16 protein-coding genes are annotated in these 15,241 nt (G+C 73.9%); 4 read left to right on the top strand and 12 right to left on the bottom strand.

What is annotated here, in order from left to right; all coding sequences use genetic code 11:
- Positions 1-206: 206 nt before the first annotated feature.
- From era to AB0873_RS12755, 7 genes are all read right to left on the bottom strand, one after another.
- Positions 207-1,109 carry a GTPase Era gene (gene era / locus AB0873_RS12785; RefSeq protein ID WP_155330736.1) on the bottom strand — a complete coding sequence of 301 codons (903 nt, stop codon included), beginning with the start codon at positions 1,107-1,109 and terminating at the stop codon, positions 207-209.
- Positions 1,106-1,483: a cytidine deaminase gene (locus AB0873_RS12780; RefSeq protein ID WP_366599815.1), complete on the bottom strand. Its 378-nt coding sequence runs from the start codon at positions 1,481-1,483 to the stop codon at positions 1,106-1,108. The genes era and AB0873_RS12780 overlap by 4 nt, the downstream gene beginning before the upstream one ends.
- Positions 1,476-2,885, bottom strand: coding sequence for a hemolysin family protein (locus AB0873_RS12775; RefSeq protein WP_366599814.1), 1,410 nt, complete (start codon positions 2,883-2,885; stop codon positions 1,476-1,478). Before AB0873_RS12775 ends, AB0873_RS12780 begins: the two co-directional genes overlap by 8 nt.
- The gene (gene ybeY, locus AB0873_RS12770) at positions 2,861-3,334 is read right to left on the bottom strand and encodes an rRNA maturation RNase YbeY (RefSeq protein ID WP_155330733.1); all 474 of its coding nucleotides are present in this window, start codon (positions 3,332-3,334) and stop codon (positions 2,861-2,863) included. The genes AB0873_RS12775 and ybeY overlap by 25 nt, the downstream gene beginning before the upstream one ends.
- A gap of 18 nt (positions 3,335-3,352) precedes the next feature.
- On the bottom strand, positions 3,353-4,345 hold the full coding sequence (locus AB0873_RS12765) for a PhoH family protein (RefSeq protein WP_366599813.1): 993 nt from the start codon (positions 4,343-4,345) through the stop codon (positions 3,353-3,355).
- 303 nt (positions 4,346-4,648) lie between these two features.
- Positions 4,649-5,992 carry a serine hydrolase domain-containing protein gene (locus tag AB0873_RS12760; RefSeq protein ID WP_366600000.1) on the bottom strand — a complete coding sequence of 448 codons (1,344 nt, stop codon included), beginning with the start codon at positions 5,990-5,992 and terminating at the stop codon, positions 4,649-4,651.
- Positions 5,993-6,015: 23 nt separating this feature from the next.
- Positions 6,016-6,378: a histidine triad nucleotide-binding protein gene (locus AB0873_RS12755; protein WP_155330731.1), complete on the bottom strand. Its 363-nt coding sequence runs from the start codon at positions 6,376-6,378 to the stop codon at positions 6,016-6,018.
- A gap of 170 nt (positions 6,379-6,548) precedes the next feature.
- On the opposite strand from AB0873_RS12755, the gene AB0873_RS12750 reads away from it, so the two are divergent.
- On the top strand, positions 6,549-7,310 hold the full coding sequence (locus AB0873_RS12750) for an SDR family oxidoreductase (RefSeq protein ID WP_366599812.1): 762 nt from the start codon (positions 6,549-6,551) through the stop codon (positions 7,308-7,310).
- Positions 7,311-7,532: 222 nt separating this feature from the next.
- Here AB0873_RS12750 and AB0873_RS12745 read toward each other — a convergent pair whose 3' ends face one another.
- From AB0873_RS12745 to hrcA, 3 genes are all read right to left on the bottom strand, one after another.
- Positions 7,533-8,267 (bottom strand): 16S rRNA (uracil(1498)-N(3))-methyltransferase, encoded by a 735-nt coding sequence (locus tag AB0873_RS12745; RefSeq protein ID WP_366599811.1) that lies wholly within the window; start codon positions 8,265-8,267, stop codon positions 7,533-7,535.
- 44 nt (positions 8,268-8,311) lie between these two features.
- Complete coding sequence (dnaJ, locus tag AB0873_RS12740; protein ID WP_366599999.1) at positions 8,312-9,457, bottom strand: molecular chaperone DnaJ; 1,146 nt, start codon at positions 9,455-9,457, stop codon at positions 8,312-8,314.
- Positions 9,458-9,526: 69 nt separating this feature from the next.
- On the bottom strand, positions 9,527-10,549 hold the full coding sequence (hrcA, locus tag AB0873_RS12735; RefSeq protein ID WP_155330727.1) for a heat-inducible transcriptional repressor HrcA: 1,023 nt from the start codon (positions 10,547-10,549) through the stop codon (positions 9,527-9,529).
- 218 nt (positions 10,550-10,767) lie between these two features.
- Between hrcA and AB0873_RS12730 the strand changes: the two genes are divergently transcribed.
- Positions 10,768-11,370 carry a DUF4870 domain-containing protein gene (locus AB0873_RS12730; protein ID WP_196255851.1) on the top strand — a complete coding sequence of 201 codons (603 nt, stop codon included), beginning with the start codon at positions 10,768-10,770 and terminating at the stop codon, positions 11,368-11,370.
- 72 nt (positions 11,371-11,442) lie between these two features.
- On the opposite strand, the gene hemW is transcribed toward AB0873_RS12730, so the two are convergent.
- A complete protein-coding gene (gene hemW, locus AB0873_RS12725) occupies positions 11,443-12,666 on the bottom strand; it encodes a radical SAM family heme chaperone HemW (RefSeq protein WP_366599809.1) in 1,224 nt (407 codons plus the stop codon).
- 19 nt (positions 12,667-12,685) lie between these two features.
- Here hemW and AB0873_RS12720 point away from each other — a divergent pair, with 19 nt between their 5' ends.
- On the top strand, positions 12,686-13,468 hold the full coding sequence (locus tag AB0873_RS12720) for an enoyl-CoA hydratase family protein (protein ID WP_366599808.1): 783 nt from the start codon (positions 12,686-12,688) through the stop codon (positions 13,466-13,468).
- A 184-nt stretch (positions 13,469-13,652) separates the two neighbouring features.
- On the top strand, positions 13,653-14,513 hold the full coding sequence (locus tag AB0873_RS12715; RefSeq protein ID WP_366599807.1) for a hypothetical protein: 861 nt from the start codon (positions 13,653-13,655) through the stop codon (positions 14,511-14,513).
- A gap of 51 nt (positions 14,514-14,564) precedes the next feature.
- Here AB0873_RS12715 and AB0873_RS12710 read toward each other — a convergent pair whose 3' ends face one another.
- Positions 14,565-15,206, bottom strand: coding sequence for an MOSC domain-containing protein (locus AB0873_RS12710; protein WP_155330723.1), 642 nt, complete (start codon positions 15,204-15,206; stop codon positions 14,565-14,567).
- Between the last annotated feature and the right edge of the window lie 35 nt (positions 15,207-15,241).

Below are 15,241 nucleotides of genomic sequence, written 5' to 3'. Positions count from 1 at the left end.
CGAACGCGAAACGGCGAGAGAGTCGGACGGATAGTGACAATCCCCATCGACCTGGCCGATAACGATCAGCGGATCGGTAGCAGCGGGACGTCCGGGCGGGTGTCCCGAGCCGCGCGACCGGCGCGGGCCGGCCGACGCGCCGGTGCCGGCGCGGACCGGCCGACACGGGCCGGTGCCGGTCCAGGTCGACGCGGCCGGCGCCCGGGTCAGAAGCCGAGCTTGCGCAGCTGCTTCGGGTCCCGCTGCCAGTCCTTCGCGACCCGGACGTGGAGGTCGAGGTACACCCGGGTGCCGAGCAGCTCCTCGATCTGCCGCCGGGCCCGGGTGCCGACGTCCTTGAGTCGGCTCGCCCGGTGGCCGATCACGATCGCCTTCTGGCTCGGCCGCTCGACGTACACGTCGGCGTAGATCTTCGTGACCTGCCCCTCGGGGACCATCTCCTCCACAACCACGGCGATGGAGTGCGGCAGCTCGTCGCGCACGCCCTCCAGCGCCGCCTCCCGGATCAGCTCGGCGACCAGCACCTGCTCCGGGTCGTCGGTGAGCATGTCGTCCGGATAGAGCTGCGGCGACTCCGGCAGGTAGCGGGTCATCACGTCGACCAGCGTGTCGACCTGGTGCCCGGAGACCGCGCTCACCGGCACCACCTCGGCGAACTCGCCGAGCTCGCTGACCGCGAGCAGTTGCTCGGCCAGCCGCTTGCGGTCCACCAGGTCGGTCTTGGTGACCACGGCGAGGACGGTGGCCTTCAGCTCGGCCAGCTCGCCGGAGATGAACCGGTCACCCCGGCCGATCGGCTCGTCCGCCGGGATGCAGAGGCCGATCACGTCGACCTCGCTCCACGTCTGCCGCACCAGGTCGTTGAGGCGTTCGCCGAGCAGCGTACGGGGACGGTGCAGGCCCGGCGTGTCGACGAGGACGAGCTGCGAGTCGGGCCGGTGCAGCACCGCCCGGATGACGTGCCGGGTCGTCTGCGGCTTGCTCGACGTGATGGCGATCTTCTGCCCGACGATCGCGTTGGTCAGCGTCGACTTGCCGGCGTTCGGTCGCCCCACGAAGCAGGCGAACCCCGCCCGGTACGGCCGCCGCTCCAGCTCCTCCGGCCTCACTCGACCACCGTGCCGAGGACGCTGCCGTCCGGGGCCGCCACGTGGACCGGCGCGTCGGCGGCGAGGTCGCGGACGGCGGCGTGACCGGCGCCGTCGAGCGTCGACGCCTCGGTCACCACGACCGCCGCCTCCAGCCGGGTGGCGCCGGCCGCGGCCGCCGAGGCGACGGCGAGCTGGAGCGCGGTGAGCGCCAGCGACGGAAGGGACACGCTGGCCGCGGCGTACGTGCGGCCGTCCTGGTCCCGGACGGCGGCGCCCTCGACGGCGCCGACCCGGCCACGCGCGCCCCGCGCCAGGACGACCAGCTTGGCGTCCTCGGCGCTCAGCTCCACCGGGACGGACGACGCGGTCGGTGCGGCGGGTGACTCAGGCATCGGCGGGCAGCCTCTCCTCGGCTCGGTCGGTACGGGTCTCGGCCGGCTCGCCCCGGCCCCGGTCGTCCTGCTGGTCGGTCGGCTCCGCACGGCGCACCAGCACGGTGTCGATCCGGTTGCGCCGGCCGGTGGTGCCCTCGGCGAGCAGCCGCAGGCCGGCCACCTCGACCTGGGCGCCCGGGATGGGCACCCGACCCAGGGACTGGGCGAGCAGGCCGCCGACGGTCTCCACCTCGTCGGTGGGCAGGTCGGTGTCGAACAGCTCGCCGAGATCCTCGACGGGGAGCCGAGCGGTGACCCGCACCGCGCCGTCGTCGAGGTGCTCGACCGGCGGGCGTTCGACATCGTACTCGTCGGTGATCTCGCCGACGATCTCCTCCAGGATGTCCTCGATGGTGACCAGGCCGCCGGTGCCGCCATACTCGTCGACGACGATGACGAGGTGGTTGCGGGCGGCCTGCATCTCGGAGAGCAGGTCGTCGACGGGCTTGGACTCGGGCACGAAGGTCGCCGGGCGCATCAGCTCGGCGACCGGAAGCTGCCGGTCCTCCGGGACGCCGCCCTGCGTACGCCGGATCAGGTCCTTGAGGTAGAGCACACCAAGGACGTCGTCGACGCTCTCGCCGATCACGGGGATGCGGGAGAAGCCGGAGCGCAGGAAGAGCACCAGGGCCTGGGCGAGGGTCTTGTGCTTCTCGATCCACACCATCTCGGTGCGCGGCACCATCACCTCGCGGGCGATCGTGTCGCCGAGCGCGAAGACCGAGTGGATCATCTGCCGCTCGCCGTGCTCCACCACGCCCCGCTGCTCGGCGAGGTCGACCAGTTCGCGCAGCTCCACCTGGGTGGCGAACGGGCCCTCCCGGAAGCCGCGCCCCGGCGTGACCGCGTTGCCGATGAGGATGAGCAGCGAGGCGAGCGGGTTGAGCGCCCGGCCCAGCCAGCGCACCAGCGGCGCGACCCCGCGACTCACCGCGTACGCGTGCTGGCGGCCGATGGTGCGCGGCCCGACGCCGACCACCACGAAGCTGACCACGGTCATCGCCCCGGCGGTGATCAGCGCGGCCCGCCAGCCGGCGCCGAACGTGTCCACCGCGACGAGCGCGACCAGGGTGGTCGCGCCGAGTTCGGCGAGCAGCCGCAGCAGCAGGAGCAGGTTGAGGTGGCGGACCACGTCACCGGCGACGGCCTGGAGGGCGCGCGCACCCCGCGCGCCGTCCCGGGCCAGCTCGGCGGCGCGCGCCGGGGAGACGGCGGCGAGTGCCGCCTCGGTCATCGCGATCAGGCCGGCGAGCACGACCAGCCCGGCCGCGAAGAAGATCAGTTGCAGGTCGGGAAGGCCGCTCGCGCCGGCCGACGCTGCCGCAAGGGGGGACATCACTGGGCCCGGGTCGCCCGCCAACTGGCCAGCAGTCGGGCCTGGAGCGCGAACATCTCCCGCTCCTCCTCCGGCTCGGCGTGGTCGTAGCCGAGCAGGTGCAGCACGCCGTGCACGGTGAGCAGGTGCAGCTCGTCGGCGGCGGAGTGCCCGGCGGCGGCCGCCTGCTTGGCCGCCACCTCGGGGCAGAGCACGATGTCGCCGAGCAACGCGGGCTCGGCGCCGGCGGCGGCGTTCTCCCCCGGCCCGTGGTCGACGCTGCCCTCGTCCATGGGGAAGGCGAGCACGTCCGTGGGGCCGTCGCCGCCCATCCACCGGTGGTTCAGCTCGGACATGTAGTCGATGTCGACGAGCAGCACGGACAGCTCGGCGAGCGGGTTGACCCCCATCTCGTCGAGGGCGTGCCGGGCGACGGCGAGCACGGCGTCGGTGTCGACGTCGACACCGGACTCGTTGGCGATCTCGATGGACAACTGTCTTCCTTCAGGTCGTTAGCGGCGGCGACCGGCCCGGCCACCGCCCTGGGCGGTCCGCCCGGGCACGGCGTGCACACTCTGCGCCTGCTGGTTCTCCCGCTCGGCGTCCCAGCGCGCGTACGCGTCGACGATCTCCCCGACGAGCCGGTGCCGGACCACGTCGGAGCTGGAGAGCTGGGCGAAGTGCACGTCCTCCACGTTGCTGAGGATTTCCCGGACGACCCGCAGGCCGCTGGTCGTCCCGCCGGGAAGGTCCACCTGGGTGACGTCGCCCGTAACGACGATCTTGGAGCCGAAGCCGAGCCGGGTGAGGAACATCTTCATCTGCTCGGGCGTGGTGTTCTGCGCCTCGTCCAGGATGATGAACGCGTCGTTCAGCGTACGACCGCGCATGTACGCCAGCGGCGCCACCTCGATCGTGCCCGCCGCCATCAGCTTGGGGATCGAGTCCGGGTCGAGCATGTCGTGCAGCGCGTCGTACAGCGGCCGCAGGTAGGGGTCGATCTTCTCGTTGAGCGTGCCGGGCAGGAAGCCCAGCCGCTCACCCGCCTCGACCGCCGGCCGGGTGAGGATGATGCGGTTGACCTGCTTGGCCTGGAGCGCCTGGACCGCCTTCGCCATGGCGAGGTAGGTCTTGCCGGTGCCGGCCGGGCCGATGCCGAAGACGATGGTGTGCGCGTCGATCGCGTCGACGTAACGCTTCTGCCCGAGGGTCTTGGGGCGGATGGTGCGACCACGCCGGGAGAGGATGTTGAGCGTCAGGACCTCGGCGGGCCGCTCGGCGCTGCCCTGCTCGAGCATGCCGACGGTACGCCGGACGGCGTCAGTGGTCAGGGTTTCGCCTTTCTCGATGAGTTCGAGCAGTTCGCCGAAGAGCCGCTCGGCGAGGGCGTTGTCCGCGGGAGCACCGGTGATCGTGATCTCGTTGCCCCGGACGTGCACGTCGCTGTTGACCGAACGCTCGACCAGTCGCAGGATCTCGTCACCCGCGCCGAGGAGATTGACCATGATCTTCGAATCCGGAACGGTGATCCTGGTCTGCGCCCGGGGCGGGCCGGGAGGTGGGGTGCTGGTCATAGGTCGGGCCGAGGGGCCCTGAGCCACCTGCTCTCGATCTCGGCGCCGGGCCGGTGCCACGGCGTGCTGGCGTTGCTCTCATCGTATCCGTTCAACACCGCCACCACCTCGCCCATTTCCCCGCCACGCAACCCGAACCCATCCCCCGCGATCGTGCACATTCCGACCCTGATTCGCACCTTTTCACGACATTTGTCGAGCCGACAACTACAAGATCGCGAAGCCGGCCGGGGGTCAGCCGGTGCGGAAGTCGTACCGGTCGAACGTCTCCTGGGTACGGGTGAAGCGGTACGTCGCCCAGTGCATCCGGATCACCGTTCCGTCCCCGTTCCGGGTGAGCCGGAGCAGCTCACCCACCTCCCGACCGGAGACCGTCCGGTAGACGTCCGGCCGGTCCGGCAGCGGGGCGAAGACGGCCGGCGGCTTCCCGGCCGGGTCGTCGGCGCCCCGGGCGCGCAGCGCGCCGTCGTGCCAGCTGAACACGTACTCGAAACCCTCGCCCCACCAGCGACCCAGCAGGGCGCGGATCTCCGGTGGGGCCGGCGGCCCGGGCCGCCAGGGCGTCACCTCGGCCGGGTCGTGCTCCGCCGCGGCGGCGAGCAGCCGGTGCGGCAGGTCGAACAGCTCACCCGCGGTGCCGGAGGACCCGAGCACCGCGGCGCCCATCGCGCCGGCGGTCCCGTCGCCGCCCCGGCGGCCGTAGACCGCGGCGAGGAACCCGGGCATCGCGCCGTCGTGGCCGACGTGCATGACCCGCTTGCCCTGCGGCACCAGGATCAGCCCCAGGCCGAACCCGCCGCCCCAGAGCGTCTCGTCGGTGACCGTGACCGGCCAGCGCATCTCCTCCAGTGTGGCGGGCGCGAGCACCCGGCCGGCCGCGTCGAGCGCCGCCGGGTCGGCGAGGAAGGCCGCCCAGCGGGCCATGTCGCCGGCCGTGCTCCACAGCTGCGCGGCCGGGCCGACCGCGCCGAAGTCGGTGGGCGGCTCCGGATGCGCCTCGTCGGAGTACGCGTCGACGAGGAAGCCGATGGCGGCCCGCCGGCCGGGCTCCACGGTGGTGGCGGTCAGACCCAGCGGAGTCAGCACCCGCTCGGCGAGCACCTCCGCCCAGGTGCCGCCACGCAGCCTGCCGACCAGGTGGCCGAGCAGTGCCATGCCCAGGTTGGAGTAGTGGTAGCGACGCCCCGGAGGCAGCACCCGTTCCGCCCTCGCCAGGTCCGCCAGGAGCTGGTCGGTGTCCGGCGCGCGCAGCGTGTCCCAGACGTCGCCGTACGGCTCGCGCTGCAGGCCCGCCGTGTGCGACAGCAGCCGCCGGACGGTCAGCGCGCCGTGCGCCGGCAGGTCCAGGTGCCGGCTCAGCGGGTCGTCCAGGTCGAGCAGGCCGTCGTCGCGGCACTGCATCGTCAGGACGGCGGTGAAGGTCTTGGTCACCGAGCCGATCCGGAAGCGGGTCTCCGGGTCCAGCGCGGTGTCGTTCCCGGTCCCCCCGACCGCGCACGTCCACAGCGGACGGTCGGCGCGGTGCAGGGCCGCCGAGACCGCCGGTATCCGGGCCCGCGCCTGGACCTGCCGCACCATGCGGTCCAGGCGGTCCGCCGGCGTCACGCGAGGTTCCGCGCCAGCATCGGCCCGAGCGGGGCGCCGCCGAGCAGGTGCGCGTGCACGTGGAAGACCTCCTGGCCGCCGTACGCCCCGGTGTTGAACATCAGCCGGAAGCCGTCACCGAGCAGCCCCTCGTCCTCGGCGACGGCGGTGGCCGTGGCGAGCACCTCGCCGGCGAGCCCCGGGTCGCCCTGGGCGAGGGTGGCCACGTCCGCGTAGTGCTCCTTGGGGACCACCAGCACGTGCACCGGCGCCTTCGGGCCGATGTCGCGGAAGGCGAGCGTGGTAGGCGTCTCCCGGACGACGGTGGCCGGGATCTCGCCGGCGACGATGCGGCAGAACAGGCAGTCAGGTGTGCTCACCGGGGCAGTCTAAGGAAGGGCACGGGTGGAACGCCGCCCGTAGCGGGCGAACAACCCCGGGCGCACCAGGCCGCACCGCCGGTCGCCGGGGGCCGGCCGCGCCGGGGCCGGTGGCGTCCGGGCCGGGTCCGGCGTCAACAGCGCCGCTGCGCTACGGCAGGATGGCCGCCGTGACATCACGGGCGGTGCTGGTGACGGGAGCCTCGCGGGGCATCGGGCGGGCGGTGGCGCGCGCGTTCGCGGCCGGCGGGGACCGGGTGGCGATCCACCACCGGGACTCGGCGGACCTGGCGGAGGCGCTCCGCGTCGACCTGCCCGGCGCGGGCCACGTGGTGGTCCGCGCCGACCTGGCCGACCCGGACGCCGTCCGGGTGATGGCGGACGAGGCCGCGGAACGCCTCGGCGGACTCGACGTACTGGTCAACAACGCCGGTGTGTTCGGGCCGGCGGACCCGCCCCACCCGGTGTTCGAGACCACCTACGAGCAGTGGCGGCAGCGCTGGCGGGCGGTGGTCGACACCAACCTGTTCGGCGCGGCCAACGCGTGCTGGTGCGCCGCCCAGCACATGCGGGAGCGGGGCGGTCGGATCGTCAACGTCTCCTCTCGGGGCGCCTTCCGCGGCGAACCGGGCAATCCCGCGTACGGGGCGAGCAAGGCGGGCCTGAACGCGCTCGGTCAGTCCCTCGCGGTGGCTCTCGCCCCGTACGGCATCGGGGTGGCAACCGTCGCGCCCGGCTTCGTCGAGACCGACATGACAAACGAACACCTCAAGTCGCCGCGCGGCGACGCGGTCCGGGCGCAGTCCCCGTTCAACCGGGTGGCCCGGCCGGAGGAGATCGCCGCCGCGGTCCACTGGCTGGCGTCCCCGGAGGCGGAGTGGGCCTCCGGCACCATCGTCGATCTCAACGGCGCCTCCTACCTGCGCAGCTGAGCCCGGTGACGTCGGCGTCGACGTTCTTCGCCTGGGGACTCGGCCCGGGCGCGCCCGCGGCCGGCCACCACAGGTCGCTGTGGCCCCTTTGCTCTGCTTCAACGGACGCAGCGGAATCGCCGCGAAACCTGTGCGCCGGTTGAAGCAGAGCAAAGGGAACGCGGCGGAGGGTGGGGCCGGGCCGTCCGGCCCGGTGGCGGGCGGGATCCGGTCGCCGGTGGCCTACCAGCGGCCGAGGCGGGCGGACAGCACCGCCAGGGCCGCCACCCCGGCCGTCGAGGTGCGCAGCACCGACGGGCCCAGCCGCACCGGCCGGGCACCGGCCTCCGCGAAGGCGTCCAGCTCGCGGTCGGCGATGCCCCCCTCCGGCCCGACCACCAGCACGATCTCACCGGTCGCCGGCAACCCGACCGTCGTCAGCCGCTCCTCGGCTCCCTCATGGAGGACGAACGCGGCGGCGGCACCGCCGAGCCGGCGGCCCACCTGCGTCGTCGACTCGTCCGGTGATCCGGCCACCACCGGCAGCCAGGGCCGGCGGGCCTGCTTGGCCGCCTCCCGGGCGGTCGTCACCCACTTCTCCCGGGCCCGTACGCCCCGGTCACCGCGCCAGAGGACAATCGATCGTTCGGCCGCCCAGGGCACGATCTCGTCCACCCCGACCTCGGTCATCGCCTGCACGGCCAGCTCGCCCCGGTCCCCCTTGGCGATGCCCTGCACCACGACCAGGCGGGGGACCGGCGCGTCCGCGTACCCCCGGGAGGTGATCTCGAGGTCGAGCGTGTCCTTGCCGACGGCGCCGACCACCGCGGCGGCCGTGCTGCCCCGCCCGTCGGCGAGCAGCAGTCGCTCGCCGGGCCGGAGCCGCTGCACGGTGGCGGCGTGGCGCCCCTCGGGGCCGTCCAGGGTCATCCGGTCGGCGGTGGGCAGCGAGTCGACCAGGAACAGCGGCGCGGACACGATCACCAGGCTAGCGGCCCGGCCGGTCGCCGGGCCGCGGACGGTCAGGCGTGGCCGTTGAAGGCGTCCCGCATCCGGGAGAAGAAGCCGCCCTGCTTGGTCAGCTCGGCGACCTCCTCGCCCCGGGTGCGGGCGAACTCGCGCAGCATCTTCTCCTGCTCGGCGTCGAGCTTGGTCGGGGTCCGCACGTCGAGGTGGACGTAGAGGTCACCGCGACCGGTGCCGCGCAGGTGCGGTACGCCGCGGGCGCGTAGCCGCAGCGTGCTGCCCGGCTGGGTGCCGGGCTTGACGTCCACCGGCTCCTCGCTGTCGAGCGTCTTGATGGTCAGCCGGGTGCCCAGGGCGGCCGCCGTCATCGGGACGGTGACCCGGCAGTGCAGGTCGTCGCCCTTGCGGGAGAAGACGTCGTGCGGGCGCTCGTGGATCTCCACGTAGAGGTCGCCGGCCGTGCCGCCGCCCGGGCCGACCTCACCCTGCTGCGCCAGCCGGATCCGCATGCCGTCCTCGACGCCCGCCGGGATCTTGACGGTGAGCGAGCGGCGGGTGCGCACCCGGCCGTCACCGGCGCAGGTCGGGCAGGGGTGCGGGATCGTGGTGCCGTAGCCCTGGCAGACGGTGCAGGGCCGAGCGGAGACCACCTGGCCGAGGAAGGTGCGCTGCACCGACTGCACCTCGCCGCGGCCGCCGCACGCCTCGCAGGTGGCCAGGTGGGTGCCGGCGGCGGTGCCGGCGCCGGCGCAGGTGGTGCACAGCACGGCGGTGTCGACCGTGATCGGGGCCTCGACGCCGAACGCCGTCTCGTGCAGGTCCAGCTCGAGCCGCAGGATCGCGTCAGCCCCCGGCCGGGTACGCGGGCGCGGGCCGCGGGCACCACCGGCCGCGCCCCCGAAGAACGCGTCCATGATGTCCTGGAAGCCGACGAACGGGCCGGCGCCGCCGGGGCCACCCGGACCGCCGGCACCCCCGCCACCGGGTGCGAGCGGGTCACCGCCGAGGTCGACGATCTGCCGCTTCCGGTCGTCGGAGAGGACCTCGTACGCGGCGTTGATGTCCTTGAACTTCTCCTGCGCCTCCGGATCCGGATTGACGTCCGGGTGGTACTGACGCGCCAGCTTGCGGTACGCGCGCTTGATCTCGTCGTCGGAGGCGTCCCGGCTCACACCGAGGATGCCGTAGTAGTCCCTGGCCACTGCGTTCCGTGTCCTCATGTTCGTCTCGCGTTGCGCCGGCCGCCGGCCGGAGCGGCCGGACGGTACTGCCTAGTTCTGGGCCAGCAGGTCGCCCACGTAGCGTGCCACGGCCCTCACCGTGGCGATGGTGCCGGGGTAGTCCATCCGGGTCGGCCCCAACACGCCGAGGCCGCCGACGATGGTGGCCCCCGGGCCGTAGCCGGTGCTCACCACCGAGGTCGAGCGGAGATTGTCGATCTCGTTCTCGTCGCCGATGCGGACCCGCATCGTGCTCGGCTCGACCTCCCCGATGAGCTTGAGGAGCACGACCTCCTCCTCCAGCGCTTCCAGGATGGGACGCAGCGACCCCTGGAAGTCGAGCAGGCCGCCCCGGGTGAGGTTGGCGGTGCCGGCCAGCGCGATGCGCTCCTCGTGCCGCTCGACCAGCGTCTCCAGCAGCACGGTGGAGAGCGTGGCCATGGCCGGGCGCAGCTCGGCCGAGGCCTCGTCGACCAGCGCCTGCACCAGCGGCGGCGTCTCGGACAGCCGGGTGCCGACCAGCTTCTCGTTGACCAGCCGGCGCAGGTCGGTGACGTCGTCGGCGGGGATCGGCCCCGGCATCTCGACGAGGCGCTGCTCGACCCGCCCGGTGTCGGCGATCATGACGAGCATCAGCCGGGTGGTGGAGATGGGCACCAGCTCCAGGTGGCGCACGGAGGAGCGGGCCAGGCTCGGGTACTGCACGACGGCGACCTGCCGGGTCAGCTGCGCCAGCAGCCGTACCGTGCGGTGCACCACGTCGTCCAGGTCGACCGCGCCGAGCAGGAAGCGCTCGATGGCCCGGCGCTCGGCGGGGCTGAGCGGCTTGACCCGGGACAGCCGGTCCACGAAGAGCCGGTAGCCACGGTCGGTGGGCACGCGGCCGGCGCTGGTGTGCGGCTGCCGGATATAGCCCTCCTCCTCGAGGACGGCCATGTCGTTGCGGACGGTCGCCGGGGAGACCCCGAGCTGGTGCCGCTCGACCAGCGCCTTGCTGCCGACCGGCTCCTGCGTGGCGACGTAGTCCTCGACGATCGCGCGCAGTACCGCGAGCTTGCGGTCGTCGAGACCCATGGGCCCACCTCCTGTCGCGCGTCGGCCGCCGCTGCCCGGCGCCATCCTGGCACTCGACTGTAGCGAGTGCCAGTCTACGTCGGCACCGCCCGCGCCGCGATGATCAACGTCGGGCGGATGACGCGTCCCGGCGGCGGATTCGCCAGGGCCGTTCATCCGGACATCCGGGACGGTTCTGCTCTGGTGCCCCGTTGTGCGCTCCCCCTACCGTGATCCTCATGACTGAACCACCTCGCCCTCCCGGAGCGGGAGAGCCGGACCCGACCGTCCCCGGCTCCGACGAGCCGACCACACCACTGTCCGGGGCACCGGGCCCGGGCGGCTATCCCCCGCCCGGCGGCTATCCGCCGCCCACCGGTGACGTTCCGCCGTCGGGCGGCTACCCTCCGCCCGGCGGTTATCCCCCACCCGGCGGCTACCCACCACCTGGCCCGGGCTACCCGACCGGCGGCGCCTACGGCGCCCCCGCCGGCTACGCGAACAACGAGGACAAGACCTGGGCGTTGATCGCGCACTTCGGCGGCGCGCTCGGGATGCTCGTCGGTGGCGGTGTCTTCGGCTGGGTCGCCCCGCTGGTCGCCCTGATGGCCCGCGGTAACCAGTCGCCGACCGTACGGGCCCACGCGCTCGCCGCGCTGAACTTCCAGATCATCTGGTCGGTGATCGCGCTGGTGGGCTGGATCTTCACCTGCATCATCGTCGGCTTCTTCGTCGGCGTGGCAGCGACGATCATCGGCATCGTCTTCGGCGCGATCGCCGGGGTGAAGGCCAACGAGGGCACGTTGTACCGCTACCCGATGTCGGCGAGTTTCATCAAGTGAGCACCGACCGGCCGCTCCCCCGGCCGGTCGGCGCCACTCGGGGCCGACGTGACCGGCCCCGAGCCGCGCCAATCAGGGAAGCAGGTCGCGCACGACGGCGTCGGCCAGCAGCCGGCCGCGCAGGGTGAGCACGGCCCGGCCGGCGGCGTGGTCGGCGTCGGCCAGCAGGCCGGCCGCCCGCGCGCGCTCGGCGCCGGCGCGGCCGGCCGGGTCCAGCACGTCCAGCGGCAGGCCGGAGGCGAGCCGCAGGCGCAGCATGACGTCCTCCATGTGCGCCTCGTCGCGGGTCAGCACCTCCCGCGCCAGGCCGGGTGACTCCCCCGCGGCGAGGCGCTTCGCGTACGCCGTGGGGTGCTTGACGTTCCACCAGCGCACGCCGCCGACGTGGCTGTGCGCCCCCGGGCCGAGGCCCCACCAGTCCCCGCCGGTCCAGTACAGCAGGTTGTGCCGGCACCGGGCGGCCGGCGTCCGCGCCCAGTTGGACACCTCGTACCAGGAGAAACCGGCGGCGTCGAGGGCGGCCTCCGCGGCCAGGTAGCGGTCCGCGGCGACGTCGTCGGAGGGGTACGCCAGCTCGCCGCGCCGCATCCGGGCGGCGAGCCGGGTGCCCTCCTCGACGATCAGGGCGTACGCGCTGACGTGGTCCACGCCGGCGGCGACCACCTGGTCGAGCGTGGCGGCGAAGTCCTCCGCGCCCTCCCCCGGCGTGCCGTAGATCAGGTCCAGGTTGACGTGCTCGAACCCGGCGTCGCGGGCCTCCCGCGCGGCGACCACGGCCCGGCCGGCGCTGTGCCGACGGTCCAGGATCGCCAGCACCCCGGGCGAGGCGGACTGCATGCCCAGCGAGATGCGGGTGTAGCCGGCCGCCCGCAGGGCCGCCAACGACTCCGGCGTGACCGACTCGGGGTTGGCCTCGGTGGTGACCTCGGCGTCGACGGCCAGCCCGAACGTGCGGTCGACGCCGTCGAGGATCCGGGCCAGGTCGTCGGCGGGGAGCAGGGTCGGCGTACCGCCGCCGACGAAGACCGTGTCGACCCGGGGCGGCGTGTTGTCGCGCAGCACCCGGGCCGCGAGGGCCAGCTCGGCCAGCACGGTGTCCGCGTACTCCTCGCGGCCGGCGCCGCCGCCGAGCTCGGTGGCCGTGTACGTGTTGAAGTCGCAGTAGCCGCAGCGGCTGGCGCAGAAGGGGACGTGCACGTACACGCCGAAACCGCGCGCGCCGACCGAGGTCAGGGCGGTGGTGGGCAGCGAACCGTCGGCGGGGACGGTCTCACCTTCTGGAAGGACGCCGGGCATGGCCACTAGTCTGCCCGGCATGACCTCTCCGGACGCGCTCGTGCGGGTCGCCACGGCCCGCGGGGTGACCACCCTCACCCTGGACAGCCCGCACAACCGCAACGCGCTCTCCACGCCGCTGATGACCCAGCTGCTCGACGGCCTCGCCGCCGCGGTGGCGGACGACGCCGTCCGCGTGGTCGTGCTGGACCACACCGGGCCGGTCTTCTGCGCCGGCGCCGACCTGAAGGAGACCGCCGCCGCGTACGCCAGCGGGACGGTGCCGGCCGGGATGCTGGGTGACGTGCTCGCGGCGGTCCGGGAGTGCCCGAAGCCGGTGGTGGCGCGGGTCGCCGGGCCCGCCCGGGCCGGCGGCCTGGGGTTGATCGCGGCGGCCGACCTGGCGGTGTGCGCGCAGGAGGCGACGTTCGCGTTCACCGAGGTTCGGATCGGGGTGATCCCGGCGGTGATCTCCGCGACCGTGCTGCCCCGGCTGCACCCGCGCGCCGCGGCCGAGCTGTACCTCACCGGGGACACCTTCGACGGGCGGCGGGCCGCCGAGATCGGCCTGGTGACGGCCGCGGTGCCGGCGGCGGAGCTGGACGACGCGGTGGCGGGCTACTGCGACTCGCTGGTCCGGGGCGCGCCGGGCGCCCTGGCCGGGGCCAAGGCGCTGCTGCGCCGCCCGGCCGCCGCGGACCTGCGCGCCGAGATCGCCGACCTGGCCGCGCTGTCGACCGGCTATTTCCTGTCCGACGAGGGGCGGGAGGGTGTGCTGGCGTTCCGGGAGAAGCGGCCGGCGAGCTGGGTACCGGCCGAGTAGCTGGTTTCCGCGCGCGGTGACGCGGGAAGGCCCCGTCCGCCCCTCGCCCGGCTGACCTGCGGTTTCCGCGCCCGCCACGGCGGCACGACCGTCGCGGCCACGCCCGGCGGAGCCGTCCGGAACCGGTCGGACGACTTGAGGGGCGCGACGGGGGACGTACGCTTGTCGAACTGTCAGACTGGGGGTGCAGGTGCGAACTCGGGCAGTCGTCGCGGGTGGTGTGGTCCTCGTTCTCGTCGCCGTGGTCGGGCTGTTCATCGTCCTCCGGCAGTTCGGCGACCGGCTCAGGCTGCCGCTCGCCGCGCGGACGTGCACGGTGCAGGCGGACGGCGAGGTGGCCCTGGACGCCGATCAGATGGCGAACGCGGCGACCATCGCGGCCATCGGCATCCAGCGCGGGATGCCGGACCGGGCCGTCGTGGTGGCGCTCGCCACCGCGTACCAGGAGTCGGGCCTGCGTAACCTGGCCGGCGGCGACCGCGACTCGGTGGGCCTGTTCCAGCAGCGGCCGAGCCAGGGCTGGGGCACGCCGACGCAGATCCGCGACCCGCGGTACGCCGCCAACAAGTTCTACGCGGCCCTGGCCAAGGTGCGCGGCTGGGAGCGGATGCGGGTCACCGACGCCGCGCAGAAGGTGCAACGGTCGGCGTTCCCCGAGGCGTACCAGAAGTGGGCCGACGAGTCGGAGGTGCTGACCCGCGCGCTGCTCGCGCACGCGACCGGCGCGGTCGCCTGCACGGTCGGCGACAATCCGCTGCGCCGGGGCGCGGCGGCGACCGCCGCCCTGACCCAGGGCCTGACGCTCGACTGGGGGCTCGCCACGACGGCCGCCGCGGTCAGCCTGACCGGCCTCACGCTCACGCCCGACGACGAGCGCGGCGGCTGGCGGTACGCGCACTGGCTCGTGTCGCACGCCGAGGACAACGGCGTGCGGCTGGTCCGCTTCGGCGACCGGCAGTGGACCGCCGAGAAGGGCACCTGGGACCGGGTGACGGGCACGGAACCGACCGCCCGCGTGGTGGCGGAGGTCTTCGCCGCGACCTGAGCCGGCGGCGGCGCGGGCGCGGCCTCAGCCGGCGGCGGCGCGGGCGCGGCCTCAGCCGGCGGCGGTGACGCGGCGGCGGACCTTCTCCCGGATCCACGACGGCAGGTCCTCCGCGTCGAGCAGCCGGGGCAGCAGCTCCGGTTGCAGGTTCAACGCCCGGAACACCTCGCCGATCGTCACCCCGTGCGCGGGCCGGTCCACCACCTGGACCGGGTCCCCCGCGCCGATCTCACCCTCGCGGAGCACCCGCAGGTACGCACCCGGGCGGGCGCGCACGGTGAACCGCTTGATCAGATCCGGTACGCCCCAGAACCCGGCGAACGTGGTGCACGGCGTGCGCGGCATCGTCACCTGGAGCACCACCGACCCGATCGACCACTGCTCGCCGATCACCGCGCCGGTCACGTCGACGGCGTGGGTGGTCAGGTTCTCGCCGAAGGCGCCCGGACCGATCCGCCGGTCCAGCTCGGCCGCCCACCAGGCGGCGTCCTCCTCGGCGTACGCGTACACCGCCTTGTCCGGGCCGCCGTGGTGGGCGCGCTCCCCGATGAAGTCACCGGCGAGCCCTTCCGCGCCGACGCGCACCGGGCCGGGCGCCGGGCGCTTGTCGATGCCGCTGCGGCCGCTTGCGTCGCCCGCCCACTGCGCCTCGGTCACGATGCCGAGGTTCACCGCTGCCACCCTGCCCGTCATGGCGCCCAGCCTAATCGTCCGCACCGGCCGGGGCG

This window comes from Micromonospora sp. NPDC047707 (assembly GCF_040704235.1).
Lineage (GTDB): Bacteria > Actinomycetota > Actinomycetes > Mycobacteriales > Micromonosporaceae > Micromonospora.
Note: the sequence above shows the minus strand (reverse complement) of the source record. Positions and strands in the feature narration are given on the sequence as shown.

Excerpts from the sequence above, each read along its gene's own strand:
- hrcA (WP_155330727.1), bottom strand. The coding sequence starts at position 10,549 with ATGGGTCTCGACGACCGCAAGCTCGCGGTACTGCGCGCGATCGTCGAG.
- AB0873_RS12780 (WP_366599815.1), bottom strand. The coding sequence starts at position 1,483 with ATGCCTGAGTCACCCGCCGCACCGACCGCGTCGTCCGTCCCGGTGGAG.
- AB0873_RS12720 (WP_366599808.1), top strand. The coding sequence starts at position 12,686 with ATGACCTCTCCGGACGCGCTCGTGCGGGTCGCCACGGCCCGCGGGGTG.
- AB0873_RS12730 (WP_196255851.1), top strand. The coding sequence starts at position 10,768 with ATGACTGAACCACCTCGCCCTCCCGGAGCGGGAGAGCCGGACCCGACC.
- AB0873_RS12765 (WP_366599813.1), bottom strand. The coding sequence starts at position 4,345 with ATGGTCAATCTCCTCGGCGCGGGTGACGAGATCCTGCGACTGGTCGAG.
- hemW (WP_366599809.1), bottom strand. The coding sequence starts at position 12,666 with ATGCCCGGCGTCCTTCCAGAAGGTGAGACCGTCCCCGCCGACGGTTCG.
- AB0873_RS12710 (WP_155330723.1), bottom strand. The coding sequence starts at position 15,206 with ATGACGGGCAGGGTGGCAGCGGTGAACCTCGGCATCGTGACCGAGGCG.
- AB0873_RS12760 (WP_366600000.1), bottom strand. The coding sequence starts at position 5,992 with ATGGTGCGGCAGGTCCAGGCGCGGGCCCGGATACCGGCGGTCTCGGCG.